Source organism: Stenotrophomonas sp. P2112 (assembly GCF_041897515.1).
GTDB classification, from domain to species: Bacteria; Pseudomonadota; Gammaproteobacteria; order Xanthomonadales; family Xanthomonadaceae; genus Stenotrophomonas; species Stenotrophomonas sepilia.
Genome location: NZ_CP169216.1, coordinates 3,013,224 through 3,036,660, shown reverse-complemented (window position 1 = coordinate 3,036,660; position 23,437 = coordinate 3,013,224). Strand labels below are relative to the sequence as shown.

General features: G+C 68.0%; 19 protein-coding genes. 16 read left to right on the top strand and 3 right to left on the bottom strand.

The genetic code is table 11. From position 1 onward, the window contains the following. Positions 1–21: 21 nt before the first annotated feature. Positions 22–369, top strand: coding sequence for a ribonuclease E inhibitor RraB (locus tag ACEPA4_RS14185; RefSeq protein ID WP_065185508.1), 348 nt, complete (start codon positions 22–24; stop codon positions 367–369). Between the two features lie 112 nt (positions 370–481). Here the strand turns inward: ACEPA4_RS14185 and asd are convergent, their stop codons facing one another. Then, positions 482–1,324 carry an archaetidylserine decarboxylase gene (asd, locus tag ACEPA4_RS14180; protein ID WP_053501139.1) on the bottom strand — a complete coding sequence of 281 codons (843 nt, stop codon included), beginning with the start codon at positions 1,322–1,324 and terminating at the stop codon, positions 482–484. After that, the gene (locus ACEPA4_RS14175; protein ID WP_065185509.1) at positions 1,321–1,971 is read right to left on the bottom strand and encodes an SCO family protein; all 651 of its coding nucleotides are present in this window, start codon (positions 1,969–1,971) and stop codon (positions 1,321–1,323) included. The genes asd and ACEPA4_RS14175 overlap by 4 nt, the downstream gene beginning before the upstream one ends. A 122-nt stretch (positions 1,972–2,093) precedes the next feature. Between ACEPA4_RS14175 and prmB the strand changes: the two genes are divergently transcribed. The 13 genes from prmB (at position 2,094) to ACEPA4_RS14110 (ending at position 20,485) form a co-directional block, all read left to right on the top strand. Further along, positions 2,094–3,023 (top strand): 50S ribosomal protein L3 N(5)-glutamine methyltransferase, encoded by a 930-nt coding sequence (gene prmB / locus ACEPA4_RS14170; protein WP_053500256.1) that lies wholly within the window; start codon positions 2,094–2,096, stop codon positions 3,021–3,023. After that, positions 3,020–4,123 carry a chorismate synthase gene (gene aroC / locus ACEPA4_RS14165; protein WP_065185511.1) on the top strand — a complete coding sequence of 368 codons (1,104 nt, stop codon included), beginning with the start codon at positions 3,020–3,022 and terminating at the stop codon, positions 4,121–4,123. Before prmB ends, aroC begins: the two co-directional genes overlap by 4 nt. Continuing rightward, complete coding sequence (locus ACEPA4_RS14160) at positions 4,116–5,153, top strand: D-glycerate dehydrogenase (RefSeq protein WP_065185512.1); 1,038 nt, start codon at positions 4,116–4,118, stop codon at positions 5,151–5,153. The genes aroC and ACEPA4_RS14160 overlap by 8 nt, the downstream gene beginning before the upstream one ends. Before the next feature lie 89 nt (positions 5,154–5,242). Continuing rightward, the gene (locus tag ACEPA4_RS14155) at positions 5,243–6,271 is read left to right on the top strand and encodes an aspartate-semialdehyde dehydrogenase (RefSeq protein WP_065179163.1); all 1,029 of its coding nucleotides are present in this window, start codon (positions 5,243–5,245) and stop codon (positions 6,269–6,271) included. Between the two features lie 148 nt (positions 6,272–6,419). After that, the gene (locus ACEPA4_RS14150) at positions 6,420–8,450 is read left to right on the top strand and encodes a FimV/HubP family polar landmark protein (protein WP_262090046.1); all 2,031 of its coding nucleotides are present in this window, start codon (positions 6,420–6,422) and stop codon (positions 8,448–8,450) included. Positions 8,451–8,476: 26 nt separating this feature from the next. After that, on the top strand, positions 8,477–8,839 hold the full coding sequence (locus ACEPA4_RS14145; protein WP_005417973.1) for a VOC family protein: 363 nt from the start codon (positions 8,477–8,479) through the stop codon (positions 8,837–8,839). A gap of 33 nt (positions 8,840–8,872) precedes the next feature. Continuing rightward, a complete protein-coding gene (gene truA, locus ACEPA4_RS14140; protein ID WP_053500246.1) occupies positions 8,873–9,643 on the top strand; it encodes a tRNA pseudouridine(38-40) synthase TruA in 771 nt (256 codons plus the stop codon). After that, positions 9,640–10,296, top strand: a complete 657-nt coding sequence (locus ACEPA4_RS14135) for a phosphoribosylanthranilate isomerase (RefSeq protein ID WP_053500245.1) — start codon at positions 9,640–9,642, stop codon at positions 10,294–10,296. Before truA ends, ACEPA4_RS14135 begins: the two co-directional genes overlap by 4 nt. Before the next feature lie 168 nt (positions 10,297–10,464). Further along, positions 10,465–11,139, top strand: a complete 675-nt coding sequence (locus ACEPA4_RS14130) for an OB-fold-containig protein (protein WP_065179159.1) — start codon at positions 10,465–10,467, stop codon at positions 11,137–11,139. Then, complete coding sequence (locus ACEPA4_RS14125; protein ID WP_005417967.1) at positions 11,139–13,157, top strand: hypothetical protein; 2,019 nt, start codon at positions 11,139–11,141, stop codon at positions 13,155–13,157. The genes ACEPA4_RS14130 and ACEPA4_RS14125 overlap by 1 nt, the downstream gene beginning before the upstream one ends. 82 nt (positions 13,158–13,239) lie before the next feature. Continuing rightward, positions 13,240–18,627, top strand: a complete 5,388-nt coding sequence (locus ACEPA4_RS14120; RefSeq protein ID WP_262090047.1) for a DNA repair ATPase — start codon at positions 13,240–13,242, stop codon at positions 18,625–18,627. After that, a complete protein-coding gene (locus tag ACEPA4_RS14115) occupies positions 18,624–19,331 on the top strand; it encodes a hypothetical protein (protein ID WP_262090048.1) in 708 nt (235 codons plus the stop codon). Before ACEPA4_RS14120 ends, ACEPA4_RS14115 begins: the two co-directional genes overlap by 4 nt. Positions 19,332–19,375: 44 nt before the next feature. After that, positions 19,376–20,485, top strand: coding sequence for a toxic anion resistance protein (locus ACEPA4_RS14110; RefSeq protein ID WP_262090049.1), 1,110 nt, complete (start codon positions 19,376–19,378; stop codon positions 20,483–20,485). A 71-nt stretch (positions 20,486–20,556) separates the two neighbouring features. On the opposite strand, the gene ACEPA4_RS14105 is transcribed toward ACEPA4_RS14110, so the two are convergent. Then, positions 20,557–21,444, bottom strand: coding sequence for a LysR family transcriptional regulator (locus tag ACEPA4_RS14105; protein ID WP_005417955.1), 888 nt, complete (start codon positions 21,442–21,444; stop codon positions 20,557–20,559). 97 nt (positions 21,445–21,541) lie between these two features. Here ACEPA4_RS14105 and trpB point away from each other — a divergent pair, with 97 nt between their 5' ends. Both trpB and ACEPA4_RS14095 read left to right on the top strand, forming a co-directional pair. Then, positions 21,542–22,759, top strand: coding sequence for a tryptophan synthase subunit beta (gene trpB / locus ACEPA4_RS14100; protein WP_005417953.1), 1,218 nt, complete (start codon positions 21,542–21,544; stop codon positions 22,757–22,759). After that, positions 22,756–23,436: a hypothetical protein gene (locus tag ACEPA4_RS14095; protein ID WP_005417951.1), complete on the top strand. Its 681-nt coding sequence runs from the start codon at positions 22,756–22,758 to the stop codon at positions 23,434–23,436. The genes trpB and ACEPA4_RS14095 overlap by 4 nt, the downstream gene beginning before the upstream one ends. The last annotated feature ends 1 nt before the right edge of the window (position 23,437 follow it).

Below are 23,437 nucleotides of genomic sequence, written 5' to 3'. Positions count from 1 at the left end.
CCCAAGACCACTGGAATCCGTATGGACCTCGAAGCCACCCGCAACCTGTTCGCCAACCTCCGCGAGAACACCGACTGGGACATCAACGGCCCGTTGCTGTGGGGGTATTTCTTCGTCCACGCCAGTGCCGAGCCGCTGCAGGCGCTGGCCCAGCACCTGCAGGCGCAGGGCTACACGTTCGTGGAACTGTTCGAGCAGGAACCGGAAGAGGGCGACGCCTCGTTCCACGTGCTGCACGTGGAGCGGGTGGAAATCCACGACGAAGCCTCGCTGGACCGCCGCAACCAGGAATTCGCGGCGCTGGCGGCGGAGCACGGCGTGGAAGACTACGACGGCATGGACGTCGGCCCAGCACCGGTCCTGCAGTAACGCGCGTACCGGTAGTGCCGGCCGCTGGCCGGCATCCCGTTGTGGAAAAGGGGACGGAGGGGATCAAGTCGTTTATGCATGAACGACTTGATCCCCTCCGTCCCCTTTTTTGTCAGCGCAGCTTTGCCAGGGCCTGGCCCAGCTGCACAGGGCTCTCGGCGCCCAGCTGCGGGGCGAATTCGGCTACGCCCGGCGGCAGCAGCACCACCACGGTCGAGCCGTAATTGAAGCGTGCCATCTCGGCGAACCGCTCCAGCTTGATGCCCTGGCCGCGGTAGTCCTTGCGGGTGATGCGATCGCCGTAGGCCGGGATCTCCTCGCCGCTCCACACGGTTTCCACGCCGGATACCAGCAGCGCGCCGACCATCACGCTGACCATCGGGCCGAAGCTGGTGTCGAAGTGGCAGACCAGGCGCTCGTTGCGGGCGAACAGGCGCGGCACCCCGTTGACGGCCGCAGGACCGACACTGAACAGGCGTCCTGGCACGTGCACGGTTTCACGCAGGGTGCCGGTCCACGGCATGTGCACGCGGTGGTAGTCGCGCGGCGACAGGTACACGGTGGCGTACAGACCGTCGTTGTACGGCTTGGCATCCTCGTCGCTGCCCAGCAGCTCGGCGGCGGTGAACGACTGGCCCTTGGCCTGGAAGATGCGGCCGGCCTCGATCTTCCCCAGCTGGCTGATGCGGCCGTCGGCCGGCATCACCAGGCTGCGCGGATCGGCATCGGCCACGCGCGCGCCCGGCTTCAGCGCACGCGTGAAGAACTGGTTGAAGGTGGCATAGCTGCGCGGGTCCGGGTTGGCCGCTTCGTCCAGGTTGACGTTGAACTTGCGGGTGACGGTGTCGATCAGCCAGCGCGACACGCGCGGATCGTCCGAGTACGCCAGCGAGCGTGCCATCGAGGACAGCAGGCGATGGGGCAGGGCGTACGTCAGGGCGGTGGTGAGGCTCATGGGGCGGTTTTCTCGGTCAGCTTCTGCAGGTCGCGGGCGATCGCCGGCGCATTGAACGGGGGGCGCACCAGGCCGGCAAGGCGGCCCTGCGGGTCGAGCACGGCCAGGCTGGCCGAATGCTCGACGGTGTAATCCTCGGGGTTTTCGTCGAAATGCTTGCCCGGCACTTTCTGGAACACGAAACCCAGCGAGGTGGCGAAGCGCTCCAGCGAGGGGATATCGGCGGTGGCGGCCAGGGTGTCCTTGTGGAAGCCGTGCACGTACTCGCCCAGGCGGGTGGCGCTGTCGCGGTCCGGGTCGACCGAGATGAACAGCACGCGCGGGCGCAGGCCATCGGGCAGGGCCTCCCACTGGTTCTGCGCGCCGGCCAGCTCGGCCAGGGTGGTCGGGCAGACGTCCGGGCAGAAGGTGAAGCCCAGGAACACCAGGGTCCAGTGGCCCTTCAGTTCGCCCGGGATCAGGCGGGTGCCGTCGGACTGGGCCAGGTTGAAGTCGGGCAGTTCACGCGGCTGCGGGTACAGGGTGATCGCTTCGGTGGCCGGGGCGTTGGCCGGCGGCTTCGGCGCGAACACGTGCTGGGCGGCGAGCAGGCCAAGCCCCGCCGCCAGGGCGATCAGCAGGATGATGCCGGCATTGCGATTGAACATGGGGGCTCCCACGCGAAATGGGCTCCATCATACCGGCTGCGGCCCGATCGTTTCCGCCGCAACGGATGCTGCCGCGGGCGCCAGCCCCTATAATCGGGGGCCACTTTGCGCGCAGTACCGCCATGACCGCTGAAACGGCCGCCGAACTCCACACGATCATCGATCTGATCCGCTACGGCACCAGCCGTTTCAACGAAGCCGGGCTGACCTTCGGGCACAGCTACGACAATGCGCTGGACGAGGCGACCCAGCTGGTGCTGCACAGCCTGCACCTGCCGCACGACCTCGGCCCGGCCTACGGCCAGGCACGCCTGCTGCGGGCCGAAAAGCTGCGCGTGCTGGAACTGTTCCAGCGTCGCATCGACGAACGCATCCCCGCTGCCTACCTGACCGGTGAGGCCTGGTTCGCCGGCCTGAGCTTCAAGAGTGACACGCGCGCGCTGGTGCCGCGCTCGCCGATCGCCGAACTGATCGAATGTGGTTTCGAACCGTGGCTGGCCGGCCGCGATGTCAGCCGCGCGCTGGATCTTTGCACCGGTTCGGGCTGCATCGCCATCGCCATGGGCCACTACTACCCGAACTGGGAAGTGGACGGCGTCGACCTGAGTGACGACGCACTGTCGCTGGCCGAGGAGAACAAGGAGCGCCTGCAGGCGCACAACGTCACCCTGATCAAGTCGGACCTGTTCAATGGCCTGACCGGCCGCCACTACGACCTGATCGTCACCAACCCGCCGTACGTCACCAACGACGAGACTGATGCCCTCCCGCAGGAGTATTCCTACGAGCCGGAAATGGGCCTGCGTGCCGGTGACGATGGCCTGGACCTGGTGCTGAAGATCCTGCGCGATGCCCCGCTGCACCTGAGCGAAGACGGTCTGCTGATCTGTGAAGTGGGTGAGTCCGAACAGCATCTGGTCAAGCTGCTGCCGGAAGTCGATTTTTCCTGGATCGAGTTCAAGGTCGGCCAGATGGGCATCTTCGCGGTCGAATGCCGCGAGCTGATCGCCCACAGCGCACGCATCACCGAACTGGCGGCGCAGCGCCCGTGAGCTCCAATTCGTTCGGCAAGCTGTTCACCGTCACCACGTTCGGCGAGTCGCACGGGCCGGCCATAGGCTGCGTGATTGATGGCTGCCCTCCGGGGCTGGCGCTGGACGCGGCCGAATTCGCCCACGACCTGCAGCGCCGTGCGACTGGCAAGAGCCGGCACACTTCCGCGCGGCGCGAGGCCGACGAGGTCGAGATCCTGTCCGGCCTATACGAGGGTCTGACCACCGGCACCCCGATCGCGCTGCTGATCCGCAACACCGACCAGCGCAGCAAGGATTACGCCAATATCGGCCAGCAGTTCCGCCCGGGCCATGCCGACTACAGTTACTGGCACAAGTACGGCATCCGCGATCCGCGTGGCGGTGGCCGTTCCTCGGCACGCGAGACCACCATGCGCGTGGCCGCCGGCGTGGTCGCCAAGAAGTGGCTGGCCGAGCGTTTCGGCGTTACCGTGCGTGGCTACCTGTCGCAGCTGGGCGACATCACCCCGGCCGGTTTCGACTGGTCGGCGGTGGAAGACAATCCGTTCTTCTGGCCGCACGCCGCACAGGTGCCGGAGCTGGAGGCGTACATGGATGCGCTGCGCAAGTCTGGCGACTCGGTCGGTGCGCGCGTGGACGTGGTCGCCGACAACGTGCCGCCGGGCTGGGGCGAGCCGATCTACGGCAAGCTTGACGGCGAACTGGCCGCTGCGCTGATGAGCATCAATGCGGTGAAGGGCGTGGAGATCGGCGACGGATTCGCCAGCGCCGCGCAGAAGGGCACCGAGCACCGTGACCTGCTGACGCCGCAGGGCTTCGCCAGCAACCATGCCGGCGGCATCCTCGGTGGCATCTCCACCGGTCAGCCGGTCGTCGCGTCGATCGCCCTGAAGCCGACGTCCAGCCTGCGCCTGCCGGGCCCGTCGCTGGATACGGCCGGCAACGTGGTCGAGGTGGTCACCACCGGCCGCCACGATCCCTGCGTCGGCATCCGCGCCACGCCCATCGCCGAGGCGATGGTGGCGCTGGTGCTGATGGACCAGGCGCTGCGTCATCGCGCGCAGTGCGGCGATGTCGGCACGATCACCCCGCGCATTCCCGGGCAGATCGATGGCTGACACGCGGCCGACCGTGTGGGTGAGCCAGCCGCTGATCGAGGCGGCCATCGCGCCGCTGCGCGATCGCGTGCAGCTGCGCAGCACCGACACCGTCACCGCCTGGTCGCCGGACCAGATCACCGCACAGCTGGCCAGCGCCGACGGCGCGATCATCACCCTCAACGAGCGCATCGGTGCGGCCCAGGTAGCCGATGCCACGCAGCTGAAGGTGATCGCCAATGTCGGCGTCGGCTACAACAACCTGGATGTCGACGCGCTCAGCGCGGCCGGCATCCTGGCCAGCAACACGCCGGACGTGTTGACCGAAACCACCGCCGATCTCGGTTTCGCGCTGCTGATGGCAACCGCGCGCCGGATCACTGAGTCCGAGCGCTGGCTGCGTGAAGGGCAGTGGCAGCAGTGGTCGTTCCAGACCATGCTGGGCGCGGATGTCCATGGCAGCACGCTGGGCATTCTTGGCATGGGCCGCATCGGCCAGGGCATCGCCCGCCGCGGCGCGCACGGTTTCGGCATGAAGGTGCTGTACCACAACCGTTCACGGTTGCCGGCCGATACCGAGGCGTCGCTCAGCGCGACCTACGTGGACCTGGATACGCTGCTGGCACAGTCCGACCATCTGGTAACGGTGCTGCCCTACACGCCGGCCTCGCATCACATCATCGATGCGGCTGCGCTGGGGAAGATGAAGCCGACGGCAACCCTGGTGAACATCGCCCGCGGCGGCATCGTCGACGAACTGGCGCTGGCCGAAGCGCTGGCCAACGGCCACCTGGCTGCCGCCGGCCTGGATGTGTACGAGGGCGAGCCGAAGGTGCGCCCGGAGCTGCTGGCGCTGCGCAACGTGGTGCTCACTCCGCATATCGGCAGCGCTTCGCTGGCTACGCGCACGGCGATGGTACAGCTGGCTGTGGATAATCTGGCTGCCGGGCTCGGCCTGGACGGCGGCCCGTCGCGCATGCCGAGCGCGATCAACGCTGACGCGGCGATGGCCGCGCGCGTGACGCTGGGCAAAAAAACCGGGAAACGATAGGGAACCTCCGCGCGCTCCGCTTGAGGAGGTTCCCCGAACCCAGCTGTCGTGCGTGTTTTTCCCCATTCCCGTTTTCGTGAGAGTTCCCCATGAGCAATGCACAGCGCAGTTTCCACGTCGCCGTCGTCGGTGCCACCGGCGCCGTTGGCGAGACCATGTTGTCGATCCTGGCCGAGCGTGATTTCCCGGTCGGTAGCCTGAGCGTCCTCGCCTCCGAGCGTTCGGCCGGTGGCGAGATCGAATTCAACGGCCAGAAGGTCAAGGTCCAGGACCTGGCCACCTTCGATCCGACCGGTGTCGAGATCGCGCTGTTCTCGGCTGGCGGCAGCGTGTCCAAGGAATACGCACCGAAGTTCGCCGCCGCCGGTGCGGTGGTGATCGACAACTCCTCGGCCTTCCGTTACGACGATGACGTGCCGCTGGTGGTGTCCGAGGTCAACCCGGAACAGGTCGCCAACCGTCCGCGCGGCATCATCGCCAACCCGAACTGCTCGACCATGCAGATGCTGGTGGCGCTGGCGCCGCTGCACCGCAAGTACGGCATCGAGCGCATCAATGTGTCCACCTACCAGTCGGTGTCCGGCGGTGGCCGCTCGGCGATGGAGGAACTGGGCAAGCAGACCGGCCAGCTGCTCAGCTTCCAGGAGATCGATCCGCAGCGCTTCCCGGTGCAGATCGCCTTCAACCTGATCCCGCACATCGATGACTTCCAGGACAATGGCTTCACCAAGGAAGAGATGAAGCTGATCTGGGAGACCCGCAAGATCCTGGGTGACGACAGCATCCTGGTGAACCCGACCGCGGTGCGCGTGCCGGTGTTCTACGGCCACTCCGAGTCGGTGGCGATCGAGACCCGCGACAAGGTCACCGTCGCTGAAGCGCGCGCGCTGCTGGAGCAGTCGCCGGGCATCGAAGTGGTGGATCGTCACGAGGCCGGTGGTTACCCAACCCCGGTCACCCACGCCTCGGGCACGGACGCGGTGTACGTCGGCCGCATCCGCGAGGACCTGTCGCACCCGCGTGGCCTGAACCTGTGGATCGTGTCGGACAACGTGCGCAAGGGCGCTGCCCTGAACGCCGTGCAGCTGGCCGAGCTGGTCGCCGCCGAGCAGCGCTGATCACAGCGGTTGCCTCACCGGTAGTGCCGGCCGCTGGCCGGCATTGCCGTGATGTGTGGACGTGCGTGTCTGCTGGCCAGCGGCCGGCGCTACCGAAGGTCCCCTCGGTGGGTGCGGACCCCGGTCCGCACGCTTTATAGTGTCGCCCATGAATAAACGGGCCAGGGGCGCGAAGCGCCCGCTCCTCTATCTTTCCACCGCGCTGCTGGCCCTGGCCAGCAGTTCGGCGCTTGCCCTGGGCTTGGGTGACATCCGTGTCCTGTCCAAGCCGGGCCAGCCCCTGCTGGCCGAAATCCCGGTAGTCTCGGCCGATCCATCCGAACTGGAGAACCTGCGCGTCGCGCTGGCCTCTGCGGTCACCTTCGAACGCGTTGGCCTGCAGCGGCCGGCCGGGCTGGTCAGCGAGCTGCAGTTCGAACTGACCCGCAATGCGCAGGGCAGGGCGGTGGTGCGGGTGACCTCGCAGACGCCGGTCGAAACCCCGTCGCTGAGCTTCCTGATCGAGGCCGACTGGGGCCAGGGCCGCCTGGTGCGCGAATACTCGGCGCTGGTCGATGCGCCCTCCAGCGCACTGGCGGTGGCCGAACCGGAAATCGTCGCGCCGGCCGGTACCCTCTCCAACACCATCGTGCGAGACGTTGCACCGGCGCCGGCCGCTGCGGAGAGCGCAAGCGCACCTGCGCCGTCCACTGCGGCAGCGCCGGCACCTGCATCGGCTCGCCCGCGTGCAGGGGATGCACCCGCTGCCGCGCAGGCAGCCGATGGCAGCGTCATCGTCCAGCGTGGGCAGACCCTGTCGCAGATCGCCAGCGCGGTGGCCCGCGGCAACCAGGTCAGCCGCGACCGCGCGATGATCGCCCTGCTGCGGGCCAACCCGGAGGCCTTCATCCGCGGCAACGTCAACCTGCTCAAGCAAGGCGCCGTACTGCGCATGCCCGGCAGCGATGCACTGGCGGCGGTCGATGCCGCCGAGGCCGCAGCGCTGGTGCGCGAGCATGCAGCGCAGTGGCGGCAGGCGCGCACCGTGCCGCAACCGGCGGGTACCGTCGCCCCGGTGGCCGCGGCGGCAACCACGAACGCTTCTTCCCCGGCCGCGGCCAATGGGGCACGACTTGAAATCGCCCCGGCGCTGGCTTCCGACGCCGCGCGCGCGGGCACAACCACCGGCACTGGAGCCGGCAGCGAGGGTGACATGCTGGGCAACGAACAACTGCGCCAGGCACGCGAGGACATCGCGACCCGCGATGCCGAGATTGGCGAGCTGAAGCAGCGCGTCGCCGACCTGGAAAAACTCAAGGAACAGCAGCAGTCGCTGATCGCGATGAAGGACAACGGCCTGGCGGCCGCGCAGCAGCGCCTGGCACAGGTACCGGATACCCGCGATGCGGCAACGCCGTGGTACTGGCTGGGGCTGCCGGTGCTGCTGCTGGCGGCCGGTGCAGCCTGGCTGCTGCGTCGTCGCAAGCCATCGCCGCTGCCGCCGCTGCGCGACGAAGACGATGCCGCCGGTCTGACCGCTGCGGTACCGGCGGGCGCGGCGCTGGATACCCTGGCCGAGCAGTCCTCGTGGTCGTCGGTGGTGCCCGAAGCGGGCCGCCAGGAGCCGGCGATGCCGGCTTGGGCGAGCGAAACCGGGGGGCAGGATGACGTGGCTGCCGAACCGGTCGCCGACGTCGCCGCCCAGGCTGACTGGCAGGCGCAGACGCTGCGCGATGACGAAGTAGTGGAGCTGCCCGAGGCAGTGACCGACCTGCCGCGCTGGGACGAGCCGGTGCCCGCGCAGGAGGATGATCCCACGCCGGCCGCCGCAGCGCAGGATGAGCTGCTCGCGCAGGCGGCCCCCGGCGAGGTGGCAGTGCCGGACTACGCGCTGCATGCCGAACAGCAGCCGCAGTTCCGCGGCGTGTTCGACCTGCCGGCCGAGCACCCTGACGGCGAGGCTTCAGGCGCAGCGCCGCACGACGCGCTGGCCGCAGCGCCGCATGAAGACGGTACTGCGGCGCCGGCCGGCGATGCCGGCTGGGCGCCGCGCGCCGGGCAGGAGCGCCTTGAGCTGGCCATCGCCTACCTCGACCTGGGCGATGCCCAGACCGCGCGTACGTTGCTGCAGGAAGTGGCCGAGGGCGGCGACCTGCACTGCCAGGCCCAGGCCCGCGAACTGCTGGCCCGCCTGCCGTGATCGACCCTGCCGACAAGGACCCCGTCATGAGCCGCGAGCGCCGCATCGACTACGTTGAATTCGCTTCCACGGATCCTGCGGCCAGCCGCGCCTTCTTCGAGAAGGCGTTCGGCTGGTCGTTCGTAGACTATGGCAGCGACTACACCGCGTTCGACGACGGCCGCCTGCAGGGCGGCTTCTTCCGCGGCCAGCCGCTGCGGGCCAGCGATGCCGGTGCGCCACTGCTGGTGCTGTACGCTGACCAGCTGGCACCGATCGAAACGGCGGTGCTTGACGCTGGCGGTGAGATCGTGCGGCCGGTGTTTTCCTTCCCCGGCGGCAGCCGTTTCCAGTTCGTCGAGCCCGGTGGCAACGAACTGGCGGTGTGGTCCGAACGCGATCCGGCCTGAGCGCCGCCCCTCCCGCAATATCTGAGGTAGCACATGCGTTACGCGCTTGGCGTCGAGTACGACGGCAGCGATTTCAGGGGCTGGCAGAACCTGGGCGAGGGCGGCCCGAGCGTGCAGGCCAGCCTTGAGCAGGCCCTGTCGTCGGTGGCCGATTCGCCGCTACAGGTGGTCTGTGCCGGCCGCACCGATGCCGGCGTGCACGGCCAGTGCCAGGTCGTGCATTTCGATACCGACGTGGTGCGCGATCCGCGCGCGTGGATGCTGGGCACTACCACCCGCCTGCCGCGCTCGATCGCAGTGCGCTGGTGCGTGCCGGTGGCCGGGGATTTCCACGCGCGTTTCTCCGCGCGCGCACGCCGCTACCGCTACCGCCTGCTCAACCGCGAAGTGCGGCCCGCGCTGGACCGGCAGACCTTGAGCTGGGAGCGCCGCGCGCTGGACGAGACCCTGATGCATGCCGCCGGGCAGGCCCTGCTCGGTGAGAACGACTTCAGTGCGTTCCGTTCGGTGCAGTGCCAGGCGCTGCACGCCCGGCGTGAGCTGCAGTCACTGCAGGTCAGCCGCCAGGGCGAGGTGATCGAGGTTGCCGTGCAGGGTAATGCATTCCTTCATCACATGGTCCGCAATATCGTCGGTTCGCTGATCCTGGTGGGCAGTGGCGAGAAGCCGGTGGAATGGATCGCCGAACTGCTGGCCGGGCGCGATCGCACCGTAGCCGGTCCCACCGCACCGCCGCAGGGCCTGGTGTTCCTTGGGCCCCTGTACCCCGACAACTGGCACCTGCCCGCCGAGGTCACGCTATGAGCCGCTCCTACTACCGCACACGCATCAAGTTCTGTGGCATGACCCGGGCCGGCGATGTCCGCCTGGCCGGCGAGCTGGGCGTGGACGCGGTGGGTTTCATCTTTGCCCGTGAAAGCAGCCGCCGGGTCGCTCCGGCCGAAGCGCGCGCGATGCGCCAGGCGATCGCGCCCATGGTCGACGTGGTGGCGCTGTTCCGCAACAACAGCAAGGAAGAGGTGCGCGAGGTGCTGCGCACGGTACGGCCGACCCTGCTGCAGTTCCACGGCGAGGAAGACGAGGGCTTCTGCCGCAGCTTCAACATGCCCTACCTGAAGGCGATCGCCATGGGCGGGCGTGAAGAGATCAACGCCCGCACCCTGCAGCTGCGCTATCCCAGCGCCGCCGGTTTCCTGTTCGACAGCCATGCCCCGGGCGGCGGTGGCGGCACCGGCGTGGCCTTCGACTGGGGCCGGATCCCGACCGGCCTGCATCGCCCGTTCCTGCTGGCCGGCGGCCTGAACCCGGAAAACGTCTACGACGCCGTGCTGGCCACCCTGCCGTGGGGCGTGGATGTCTCCAGCGGCATCGAACTGGAGCCGGGCATCAAGGACGGCTACAGGATGCGTACTTTCGTCGAGGAAGTGCGCCGCGCCGATTGCACGGTTCTTGAGTGATTGGCGTCACTATTTGCCGTGATCTGGACCTGGATTTGAGCCTGCACGCACTCTTCACATAGGATGGACCCAAGCGCGCCTGCCATGAGGGCCGGCGCGGGGATCGACGGGACGTGCATGGCGCGCCCCGAACGGGCGGCCGCCGCCCACAGCCCAGGAAGGCAAGCGATGCAGGAGTTCCTCACCGTCGTGTTCGGTTTCCCGACCCTGCCGTACAGCATCGTGCTGGCGGTGGCGGTGCTGTATTGGGCACTGGCGGCCTTCGGCCTGGTCGACGACGGGTTTGGCGATGCCGGCGCCGATGGGGCGCTGCATGGCGACCCACATGAGCTGCAGGGACTGTCCGCGCTGCTGGCGCGCTGGGGCCTGGGTGGGGTTCCCCTCATGCTTGTGGTGACGCTGCTGGGTTTCTTCGCCTGGATCGTCACCTATTTCGTCCATCTATTCGTGCTGTTGCCGCTGCCGGACCTGCTGCGCTGGGCGATCGGTGCGGTCGTGGCCCTTCTGGCGCCGTTGCCGGCGGTGCCGTTCACCGCGCTGCTGCTGCGCCCCGTCCGCAGGTTCCTGCTGCGCCTGCGCCCGGTGGCGCAGGCCTCGCTGCTGGGGCGTACCGGCGTGGTTGCCTCGCCGAAGGTGGATGCCCGCAGCGGTCACGCCACCTTCGACGATGGCGGCGCCGGACTGGTGCTGCAGGTGCGCAGCGAGATCGAACTGCAGCGTGGCGAGCGCATCGTGCTGGTCGAACACGTGGCTGATCAACACCATTACCGGGTGGTCCGCGCCGACGCGGTCGCCCTCGACTTCCAGGACAACCTGCTTCCGGGCAACAAGGAGAATCACTGATGACGTTGGCAACCATGGCCCCCTTCCTGATCGGCGTAGCCGTGCTGCTGGTCGCACTGCTCGGCCTGGCCGGCCTGTTCAAGGCCTTCTACCGCAAGGTCGACCAGGGCGTGGCCCTGATCGTCAACGACATGAGCTCCACGCCCAAGGTGCACTTCACCGGTGCGCTGATCATCCCGGTGCTGTACCGCGCCGAGCTGATGCGGATCAGCCTGATCACGCTGCAGATCGACCGCCGCGGCAAGGAAGGCCTGATCTGCCGCGACAACATGCGTGCCGATATCGCCGTGGCGTTCTACCTGCGGGTCAACGAGACCCAGGCCGACGTGCTGCGGGTGGCCAAGGCCATCGGTGCCGACCGTGCATCGGACAAGCATGCCGTCGACGAGCTGTTCAACGCCAAGTTCTCCGAAGCGCTGAAGACGGTCGGCAAGAAGTTCGACTTCACCGAACTGTTCGAGAAGCGCCAGGAGTTCCGCGACGAGATCATCGCGGTGATCGGCAATGATCTGAACGGCTACGTCCTTGAGGACGTGGCGATCGACTACCTGGAGCAGACCCCGAAATCGCTGCTGGACCAGTTCAACATTCTCGATGCGCAGGGCATCCGCAAGATCACCGAATTGACCGCCGCGCAGAACGTGGTGACCAACGAGCTGGAGCAGAACGAGAAGCTCGCCATCACCAAGAAGAACGTGGAAGCGCGCGAAGCGCTGCTGGCCCTGGAACGCCAGCAGGCCGAAGCCGAAGCGCGGCAGAAGCGTGAGATCGAGACCATCCGTGCACGCGAGGAGGCCGAGACCGCCAAGGTGCAGGAGGAGCAGCGCCAGCTGTCCGAGAACGCCCGCATCGAAGCGCAGCAGCTGATCGAGATCCGCGACCAGAACCGCCTGCGCGAAGTGGAAGTGGCCGAGCAGAACCGCCAGCGTGCCGTGGCCATCGAGGCCGAGCGCGTGGAGCGCGCACGCCAGCTGGAGCAGGTCACCACCGATCGTGAAGTGCAGCTGCAGGGCGTGGAGCGTGACAAGGTGGTCGAGCAGGGCAAGATGGACGTGGCCAACATCACCCGTGAACGCATCTCCATCGACAAGACCGTGGCGCAGGAAGAGGAGCGCATCAAGGAAGTGCGCGAAGTCTCCGAGGCCGACCGCCAGAAGCAGGTGCTGATCCTGGAAGCCGAGGCCAAGGCGCAGGAAGCGCTGGTGCGCGAAGTCAAGGAAGCGCAGGCGCGCGAGACCGCTTCAAAGCATCGCGCGGTGGAACTGACCACGCTGGCCCAGGCCGAGCATGAAGCGGCCGGCAAGCAGGCCGAAGCCAAGCGCCTGTTGGCCGATGCCCTGCGTGCCGAACAGGCAGCGCCGGGCCTGGCCGAAGCGCAGGTGCGTGAAGCTTCGGCGCTGGCCATCGAGAAGGTCGGCATTGCCGAGGCCCGCGTGATCGAAGCCAAGGCCGAAGCCAGCCTGAAGCAGGGCAGCAACGAAGCCCGCGTGCTGGCCGAGACCCTGCAGGCGCAGGCACAGGGCGAGGAAAAGATGGGCCTGGCCCGTGCCACCGCCACCGAGTCGCTGGGCAATGCCGAAGCCGGCGTGGTGCAGAAGAAGCTGCTGGCCGAGGCCGAGGGCCTGGTGCGCAAGTTCGAAGCCATCGCCTCGCTGAGTGACCAGGCACGTGGCCATGAAGAGTTCCGCATGATGCTGGACAACAGCCTGAAGCAGGCGCTGGCCTCGATCGAAGCCGGCAAGGAAGTCTCGCGCGAGAACGCCAATGTCATCGCCAGCGCGCTGCGCAACGCCGATATCGACCTGGTCGGTGGCGACGGCGGCATGTTCGAGAACCTGGTCAAGGCGGTGTCGCTGGGCAAGTCGATCGAAGGCTTCGCCGGCAAGAGCCCGATCGTGCAGGAGCTGATGCAGCGCTACCTGGGCGTGGCCGTGGCCGAACCGGCGCCGCGCCAGATCGCCGAGGATGCCGAAGCGGTACCGACCGTGTCGGCTACCGTGGTCGACAGCGCCCGTTGATGCATCGGGCGATGGCCGCCGCCATCGCCCGCCCGCGCCGGCCGCAACCGCGGCCGTCCGCCCGTGAGCCGGAAACCTGCTGATGTCTGAAACCCATCCGTCCGCCGAATCCACTGCGCCGGAGGCCGGCGGTAGCACCGTCGACCAGGCTGTCGCTCAGGGCGGCGCCTACGAAGTCCTGCGCCGCCGCCTGGCCGAGCAGGGCCAGCGCCTGCAGGGCCTGGCCGAAACGCTCAACCGCCAGCGCCTGGCCGAGTTCGGCGACAGCCGCCTGGAGGTGGTCGGGCGCTTCCGCATCCGCAGCGACAACAACTGCGTCGGCCGTGACATCGTGCAGGTGGGCCCGGACCGCCTGCTGTTCGGCTACAACGTGTTCATCGGGTTGAAGACCCAGACCCGCATCGAGGATGTGTTCGGCCTGTACCGGCTGGTGCAGGGCAGCGACGGCTACGACGTCGCTGCGCTGGAACTGAAGGGCAGCTTCCTCGACCAGCCCGGCTTCGTGCACGATTTCAACGAGCTGTATGCCTACTACAAGCACGCGCGCCTGCTGCAGCTGATCGTGGTCGGCGACAAGCTGCTGGCCTCGTTCCAGATCGGCGAGCGCAGCAGCGACGTGCGCGTGTTCCGCTGGGCGCTGTCGCGCGAGGGCGAGCTGACTTACCTGGATGCGCGCGGTGAGCGCGATATCGCACTGCCGCCGCCGTTCGACTTCGAATGGACCCGGGCGACCCGCGACCTCGCGGTCAACGGCCGCCACTCGCACCTGAACATCCTCGACACCCTGTTCGTTGAGACCACCGGTGGCGACCTCACCATCAAGGTCGAAAACAACACCGAAACCGGACAGGGCATCTACAGTGAACCCGTGGAGGACAGCACGCAGTCGCTGGACGACGCCCAGTTCGAGTTCGCCCGGGTCGGCTCGCTGGTATTGCTGAAGGTGCTGCCGTACCGCGAGACCGAATGGCGCGGCCTGATCTACAACACGCTGACCGGCGGCATCGTGCGCAATGATGCGATCGTGCAGGCCTGCGTGCAGCTGCCCGAAGACCATGGCGTGATCTTCCCGGGTGGCTATTACCTGCAGGGCGGCGAGCACAAGGCATTTGATGCCTCGATGGCCGGCATGCAGTTCAAGCGCAGCATCCGTTCGCCAAACGGCGAGGACGTGCTGTACATCTTCTACGAGCGCGAAGGCGGGCGCTCGGCGCTGTTCGTCTACAACACCATCCAGCGCGTGCTGCAGAACCCGGTGTTCGGCCATGGCTACGCCTTGATGCAGGACGGGCGCATGGTGCTGTTCCATGCCGAGGGCAGCGAACCTACCCGCATCCATCCGATGCAGGTCTGGCAGACGCCGTTCAGCAGTGACGAGTTTGCCGCCAGCCGACCGCCCGGCAACACCTTCATGGGCCGCATCGGCAACGCCGAGCTGGTGCGCGGAATCTCCAACCTGTTCAACCTGGCGCGCGAGATTGAAGGCCAGGACGTGTCGGTACAGCGCTACCAGCGCCTGGTGGCAGATACGCGGCGCCTGTTCGATGCGCACCACTGGCTGGGTGACGCGGCCTGCGATGGCGCCGAGGCACTGCTGCGGCAGATCAGCGCGACCGGCGAATCGGTGCTGGACGAGTACGAGAAGGTGCAGTCGATCCGTCAGCAATCGGCGCAGGCGATGCTGGAGGCCGAGGCCGCGCACAAGGCGCTGCTGGGCCGGCTGCAACCGCAGAACTGGAGCGAGGTGCAGGCCTTCGTCGAGGCCCTCAACGCGATCACCGCATTGCGCGGGCGGCTGCTGACCCTCCGCGAGCTGCGCTACATCGACACCGCGCGCATCGAGACGATGACCGTCGAACTGGTGGAGGCACAGGACCGTGTTGGCGCCGCCACCGGTGACTTCCTCGCCGGCGAGGAGGCGCTGGCGCCGCTGGCCACGCGCCTGCAGGCGCTGGACGATGCCGCGCAGCAGGCACAGACGGCGCGCCAGCTGGACGAGCAGTTGGAAGGCCTGCGTGGCATGGCGTCCGACCTGGACATGCTGTCCGAGCTGATGGCCGGCCTGAACGTGGACGATGCCACTGCCCGCACCCGCGTGGTCGAGTCGATCTCGGTGCTGTACGGTCGCCTCAACCAGGCGCGCGCGCGTGCTGACCAGCGCCGCAGGTCACTCGGTTCGGCCGAGGCCGTGGCGCAGTTCGCCGCCCAGTTCGCGCTGTTCTCGCAGTCGATCACCAGCGCGCTGGCGCTGGCCACCGACCCCGAACGTGCCGACGAGCAGTTGTCGCGCCTGCTGGTCCAGCTGGAAGAACTGGAGAGCCAGTTCGGCGAACACGAGCAGTTCCTCGGCGACATCCTGAGCAAGCGCGAAGAGCTGGTCGAGGCCTTCGAAACGCACAAGCAGGCCTTGCTGGATGACCGCCAGCGCAAGGCGCGTTCGGTACTGGATGCGGCCAATCGGATCCTCGACGGCCTGGCCAGGCGCACCGAGCGCTTCGCCACCGCCGATGAGCTCAACGCGTTCTTTGCCGGCGATCCGCTGATCCTCAAGCTGCGTGAGCTGGCCGAGCGCCTGCGCACGCTGCACGACAACGTCAAGGCCGACGACATCGAGGCGCGGCTGAAGGGCGTGCGTGACCAGGCGGTGCGCCAGCTGCGCGACCGCAGTGACCTGTACGAAGCCGGCGGCAACGTGGTGCGGCTGGGCCCGCGCCATCGCTTCAGCGTCAATACGCAGGCACTGGACCTGACCCTGTTGCCGCGTGGCGATACGTTGGCCATCCATCTGACCGGCACCGACTTCCTGGAGACCCTGCACGACCCGGAGCTGGACGCACTCAAGCCGTTCTGGCCGGTCACCCTCGACTCGGAATCGCCCACGCTGTATCGCGGCGAGTACCTGGCCGGCAGCCTGCTGCTGGCCGCGCAGGAGGGGCGCGACGGCCTCGATCTGGCTGCGCTGCAGCACGACGTCGCGAACCCGGAAGCGCTGGATCAGCGCGTGCGTGCGTTTGCCGCACCACGCTATCGCGAAGGCTACGAGCGCGGCATCCATGACCACGATGCGGCACTGATCCTGCGTGCGCTACTGCCTTTGCAGCAGGCGGCCGGCAGCCTGCGCCATGCACCGCGGGTGCGTGCGCTGGCGTTGCTGTTCTGGGCCGCCGAGCAGCGGCGCGAAGCGGTGGCGCAATGGCCGGCGCGGCAGGTGGGCGCCGAGGCGCTGGCACGCCTGCTGGGGTCCGACGAAGGGCGTCTGGCGTTGCGCACAGAAATGGCCGAGACGCTGCTGGCGTATGCGCAGTCCCACGCGTTGCCGTTCGATGCCGATGCCGCGGAGGCTGCATCCGCCTATCTGGGCGAAGAACTCGCGGCGGGCGATCCGGTGTTCAGCAGCAGCCGCCACGCGGTGGCGCTGCTGGAGGCATTGGCCCAGCAGCTGGAGCAGGCGGGGCAGCGTGAGGCGGTCGAGCGTGCCCTGCAGCGCGGCCAGGATCCACTGGCTACGCGTTGGTCATTGGCTGGGCAGTGGCTGCGCGCAGTGGCGCGGATGCCGGCGCATGCCCAGCATGCCGGCTATGTCGACGAAGCCGCCGCGTTGCTGCTGGTGCAGCGCCAGTTGCGCACCCGTACCAGCGATGCCGCACTGCAGGCGGAGGTCAATGGCCTGCTGGGTGAACACGCACGCATCAGCAATGGCACGCTGGTGGTATCGCTGGATGATTTCCTGGCGCGCCTGCAGCAGCACCTGCGTCATTTCGTGCCAGCGTTCCATGCCTACCAGGCGCTGCGCCAGGGCATCATCGGTCGCGAGCGCGAGACCCTGCGGCTTTCCGAGTTCAAGGCGCGGCCGCTGTCCTCGTTCGTACGCAACAAGTTGATCAACGATGTCTACCTGGGCGTGATCGGTGACAACCTGGCCAAGCAGATGGGCACGGTCGGCGAGAACAAGCGCAGCGATCTGATGGGCCTGCTGATGATGATTTCGCCCCCGGGCTATGGCAAGACCACGCTGATGGAATACGTGGCGCACCGGCTGGGCCTGGTCTTCATGAAGATCAACGGCCCGGCGCTGGGCCACGAGGTGCGCTCGCTGGACCCGGCCCAGGCACCGGACGCGACCTCGCGGCAGGAGCTGGAGAAGCTCAACCTGGCGCTGGAAATGGGCAACAACACCATGCTGTATGTGGACGACATCCAGCACACCCATCCCGAGTTCCTGCAGAAGTTCATCTCGCTGTGCGATGGCACCCGCCGTATCGAGGGTGTGTGGCGCGGTCGCACACGCACCTACGACATGCGCGGCAAGAAGTTCTGCGTGGTGATGGCCGGCAACCCGTACACCGAGTCCGGCGAGGTGTTCAAGATTCCGGACATGCTGGCCAACCGTGCCGACATCTACAACCTCGGTGACGTGCTCGGTGGCATGGAGGCCGCCTTCACCCTCAGCTACATCGAGAACAGCCTGACCTCCAATCCGGTGCTGGCGCCGCTGGCTACGCGCGACATGGCCGACCTGTATGTGCTGGTCGACCGCGCGATGGGCAAGGAGGTCTCGACCAACAGCCTCAGCCACGCCTACAGCAGCGCGGAGATCAACGAGATCACCGCCACCCTGCAGCGCATGCTGCGTGTGCGCGACGTGGTCTACCGGGTCAACCAGCAGTACATCGCCAGCGCCGCACAGGACGACCGCTACCGCACCGAGCCGCCGTTCCGCCTGCAGGGCAGCTACCGCAACATGAACAAGCTGGCCGAGAAGATCTCCCCGGTGATGAACGAGGACGAACTGCAGCAGTTGATCTCCGACCACTACCTGGGCGAGGCGCAGCTGCTGACCACCGGCGCCGAAGAGAACCTGTTGAAGCTGGCCGAACTGCGCGGCGTACTGGATGACACGCAGGCGCAGCGCTGGGCGCAGATCAAGCGCGACTTCCTGCGCAACAAGGCCATGGGTGCCGACGACAGCGATGTCGGCGGGCGCGTGGTGGCGCAGCTGGCCGATATCGCCACCGCGCTGCAGCTGCCACCGCCCGCGCCAGAAGCGATCCCCGTTGCGGCCCCGGCGCCGTGGCCGGCGCTGCTGGAGGCCCTGCATCGCCTTTCAGAGGCGCGTCCCGCCGCCGCGCCGGCGCCGGTCGTGGCAGCCCCCAGCGTGCCGGCCACGCCCCTGGCCGAAGACCTGCAGGCGGGCCTGGCGCCGCTGGTGGAGCTGCTGGCGGCATCGCAGGCGCAGCAGGTGCAGGTGTCGCAGACCCTGGCCGCGTTCGCCGGCTGGGCGCGACAGCAGGTCGAGCGGGGCACGCCGAGCGCTGTGGTGGCGCAGCGCGCGCGCGTGCGCCGCGCCGCGACGCCGGAGGAGCGGGCGCTGGATGAGGCGCTGATGCGCCACTTCTACGGCGAGTCATTGCCACCGGAAGACGGCGATGGCATGCCGGCATCCACGCCGAAGCCGCCGCCGCTGCCGTGACCACGCGCGTGCCACTGCCGCCACCGATGCTGCCGGATACGGTCGATGTCGCTGCGCTGGCCGACTATGGTGCGCCGTTGCTGCAGGCGCTGGCGCGGCGCGAAGCGCCGTTGCCACCGGATGCGGGCGAGCGCCTGGTGGCTGCGCTTGCGCGCATCGCGCTGGCTCTGCAGGCCGGCAACCCGGCGCAGATCCGGCAGCAGGAAGGCTGGTGGGGACGGCTGCTGGGGCGCGATGTCGCTCGCGAAGCAGAAGGGCACGCGCTGCAGTCGCAGCTGGGCGTACTGGCCCTGCAGGCGCGTGAGCAGGCCCAGCACCTGCAGCAGCACATGCAGCTGCGGGCCATGGCCATCGTTGAGCATTCCGCGGCGGCCGCGGCGCTGGACGGCTGGGCCGAACTGGCTGCGTCGCGGCTGACGACGCTGGATAGCGCCGGTCAGGCCGCGCTGTCGCATCGGCTGGACCATCTTCGCCGGCTGGCCTCGCTGCGCCGCCTGGAAGCCGGTCAATGGCAGCTGCTGCAGGACCAGGACAACATGCTGCTGCAACGCTTCGCGCGCATCCATGACGTGCTGCTGCCGGCCTGGCGGCAGGCTGCAGTGGCGGGCCAGGCCGCTGCGGGCGCTGCGTTGGCTGGCAATGCTGCCACGTTGCACGCACAGATCGATGACGAGGTGGCCGCGGCTCAGGCTAGACTGCCTTGAGCCGGCCGCCGCTGCCGCTTACCCAACTGCAAGGAGACTGCCCGATGACCCAGGACAGCCAGACCCCCGGTGCCCTCGTACCCGGCACGACCACCGCCACTGCGCTCGACGAAGGTGCACTGCAGGCGCTTGGGCTGGTCCGCGAGGATCTACCGCGCATCGCCGAGATCCGTCTGGAACTGGACGATCTGCGCCCGGGCAACCTGCAGGTGTTCGGCCGCGAGGCGGCCACGCGCACCGCCGCGTTCTCCAGCCAGTTGCTGGACCAGGTGCGCAATCGTGACCTGGATGCCAGTGGCGAGAAGCTGGGCGAGGTGGTGCGCATCGCGCGCAGCCTGAAGCTGGATGGCTTCGGCCAGCGTTCGAAGGTGCCGGTGATCGGTGGCCTGATCGACCGCATGCGCGCCTCCAAGGGCGAGCTGGTGCAGAAGTTCAGCGACACCAACGCGCAGATCGAACAGCTGCTGGCCGACGTCGGCGTGCAGCAGGCGTTGATGGGCAAGCGCGTGGGCGAGTTCGACCGCATGCACGATATCGTCCGCGAAGAACGTCGTGCGCTCGGCCTGTATGCGGCAGCGGGCAAGCAGCGGCTGGCCGAACTGCAGGCCGAACAGCTGGCCGGGCAGGCCAGCGAGGACCCCCAGCAGCGCATCCGCCAGGGCGAGATCGACAATGCGATCCGGTTGATCGAGAAGCGCGTGTCCGACCTGCAGCTGATGCAGCACGCCGCCGATCAGTCGCTGCCGATGATCCGCCTGATCCAGGCCAACGCTCTGCAGCTGATCGAGAAGTTCAACACCGTCCGCGACATCACCATTCCGTCGTGGAAGCGCCAGTTCGCCATCCAGCTCTCGCTGGGCGAACAGAAGGCTGCGGTCGAACTGTCCACGGCCATCGATGACGCCACCAACGAACTGATGCGCCGCAATGCCGACCTGCTGCGCCAGGCCTCGGTGGATACCGCGCGCAGCAACCAGCGCGGCGTGATCGACGTGGCCACGCTGCGCCATGTGCACGACCAGCTGATCGCCACGGTGGAAGAAGTGCGCAGCATCCATCGCGAAGGGATGCAGCAGCGGCAGCAGGCCGAAGTCGAGCTGTCGCGCCTGCGCGAAGACCTGCAGCAGCGCCTGGCCACACCGACCGCCAGCTGAAAAAAGGGGACGGAGGGAATTAAGTCGTTTGTGCCACTTGCGACTTAATTCCCTCCGTCCCCTTTTTGTTGTCAGCGGAGTTGCTGGCCCAGCCAGTCGGCGAGCGCATCCACGCGCGCATCAGGTGGTCCGTCCGGTCGCGCCAGCACCCAGAAACCACCGGTGGCGGCAAACCCCCACGGCGCGACCAGTCGCCCGGCGGCCAGGTCCTCGGCCACCAGTGGCTCGGGTGCGATCGCCGGGCCCAGCCCGGCCACCGCTGCCTCCAGCAGGTAGTACAGATGCTCGAAGGCCGTACCCAGCTGCAGCTTCGCGGGGTCCAGAGCGTGCGCCTGCGCCCACGCCGGCCACGCCTGCGGCCGTGAGCTGGTGTGCAGCAGCGTTTCCTGCAGCAGCGCCGAGGGCGGTACATGCCGCAGTCGCTGCGCGGCCGGATGCGAGGGGGCCACCACCACGCCGACCCGTTCCGGGGCCAGCTCACGCACCTGCCAGCCGCGGGGCCACGGCCCCTGCGCCAGCAGCAATACCGCATCCAGTGCCGCCTGTGCCTCGGTGAAGCTGCCATCCAGCGCTGACCATTGCAGGCGCACGCCGGGCAGGGCGGCCTGCAGCGCAGGCAGGCGCGGGATCATCCAGCGCGCCAGCACGCTGCCGCTACAGCCCAGTACCAGCGCCGGGGCCGCCGCCGGCCGCCGCAGTTCGCGCACGCAGTCTTCGATGCCGCCGAAGGCCTCGCTGCACGCTGCCTGCAGCCGCGTGCCCGCAGCGGTCAGGCGCAGGCCGCGACCGGCACGCTGGAACAGCGCCAGGCCGAGATGGTCTTCCAGCAGCTTCAGCTGGCGGCTGACCGCACCGTGGGTGACATGCAGGTCGTGTGCGGCGCGGCCAACGCCGCCGAGACGGGCGGTGGCCTCGAACGCACGCAGCGCATTGAGCGGCGGCAGCAGGGAACGGCTCATGTGAGATTTCCTGACGATATGCGCCAGATAATATCCATTTTCCGGTCAAGACCCGTGCGCTAGAGTATCCACCTGTCTCGAACCAGCGGTCGCTTCCATGTCTGCCTCCCCCATTGCCGACTACCACGCCTTCCCGGATGCCCAGGGCCATTTCGGCCGCTACGGCGGCAGCTTTGTTGCCGAAACCCTGGTGGGTCCGCTGCAGGAACTGGCCCAGGCGTATGACCAGGCCCGTCAGGACCCGGCATTCCAGGCTGCCTACGACCGCGACCTGGCCCATTACGTGGGCCGGCCGAGCCCGATCTACCATGCCCAGCGCCTGAGCGACCATGTCGGCGGCGCGCAGATCCTGCTCAAGCGTGAAGACCTGAACCACACCGGCGCGCACAAGATCAACAACACCATCGGCCAGGCGCTGCTGGCCGCGCGGATGGGCAAGAAGCGCATCATCGCCGAGACCGGTGCCGGCCAGCACGGTGTTGCCAGTGCCACCGTTGCCGCCCGCCTGGGCCTGGAATGCGTGGTGTACATGGGCGCCACCGACATCGAGCGGCAGAAGATCAACGTCTACCGAATGAAGCTGCTGGGCGCGACGGTGGTGCCGGTCACCTCCGGCTCGGCCACCCTGAAGGACGCGCTCAACGAAGCGATGCGCGACTGGGTGACCAACGTGCAGGACACCTTCTACATCATCGGCACCGTGGCCGGCCCGGATCCGTATCCGCGCATGGTCCGTGACTTCAACGCCATCGTTGGCCGCGAGGCGCGCGAGCAGATGCTGGCCGAGTATGGCCGCCTGCCCGATGCGATCACCGCCTGCGTCGGCGGCGGCAGCAACGCCATCGGCCTGTTCCACGCCTTCCTCAACGATCGCCAGGTCGAGATCGTCGGCGCCGAAGCCGCCGGCGACGGCATCGGCACCGGCCGCCACGCCGCATCGATCGCCGCCGGTCGGCCGGGCGTGCTGCATGGCAACCGCACCTATGTGCTGTGCGACGACGACGGCCAGATCATCGAGACCCACTCGGTGTCGGCCGGCCTGGACTATCCGGGCGTCGGCCCGGAGCATGCTTTCCTGGCCGATACCGGCCGTGCGCGCTACCTCGGCATCACCGATGAAGAAGCGCTGCAGGCCTTCCACCTGCTGGCGCATACCGAGGGTATCCTGCCGGCACTGGAGTCCAGCCACGCACTGGCACAGGCGATCAAGCTGGCGCGTGAGCGTCCGCGTGACCAGATCGTGCTGTGCAACCTGTCCGGCCGTGGCGACAAGGACGTGCACACCATCGCCGCGCGCGAAGGGCTGGTGCTGTGAGCGCGCTGCTGCGGAACAGCGGGGTGCTTCTGCTGGTGCTGGGCCTGGCCGCGTGCCAGCCGCCGGAACCGCCAGTGCTTGCGCCGGCTGCCAAAGCCACCGCGCAGCCCGCACAGCAGCCGGCCGCCAACGATGACCTCGACCCGATGGCGCGTACGCCGATCGTCGATCCGCCGTCTGCGGAAGAGAGCAACGGCGACAACGCCCCCGCCGTCGCCTCGGTGGCACTGGACCATGCCGGCGAAGTGCTGGTCGGCCAGCACATGGGGGACCTGAAGTCACTGGGGCCCTGGAAGGCACAGGGCGCGAAAGAGTTCTTCGAAGGCGACTGCGAGTACTACGACGGCAGGGGGTTGCCGCCGGGCGTGTCGATGATGACCGACGACGACCGCGTGGTCCGTTTTGATCTGAAGCCGGGCGACGACCCGGAGCTGCCGGTTGAACAGCCCGGTCCATTCGGCCTGCGCATCGGCATGACCCGTGCCCAGGCCATGGCACAGTTCCCGAAGCCGCCGGTATCCAGCCCGCATGCCTACGACGGTGACCAGGGCGAGTACCTCACCTGGCAGGACCCGGGTTCGGACCTGGGCATCCGCCTGGAACTGTTTGAAGGGAAGGTCACCCGGATGTACTGGGGAACCAGCGATGCGATTGAACTGATTGAAGGATGTGCCTGAA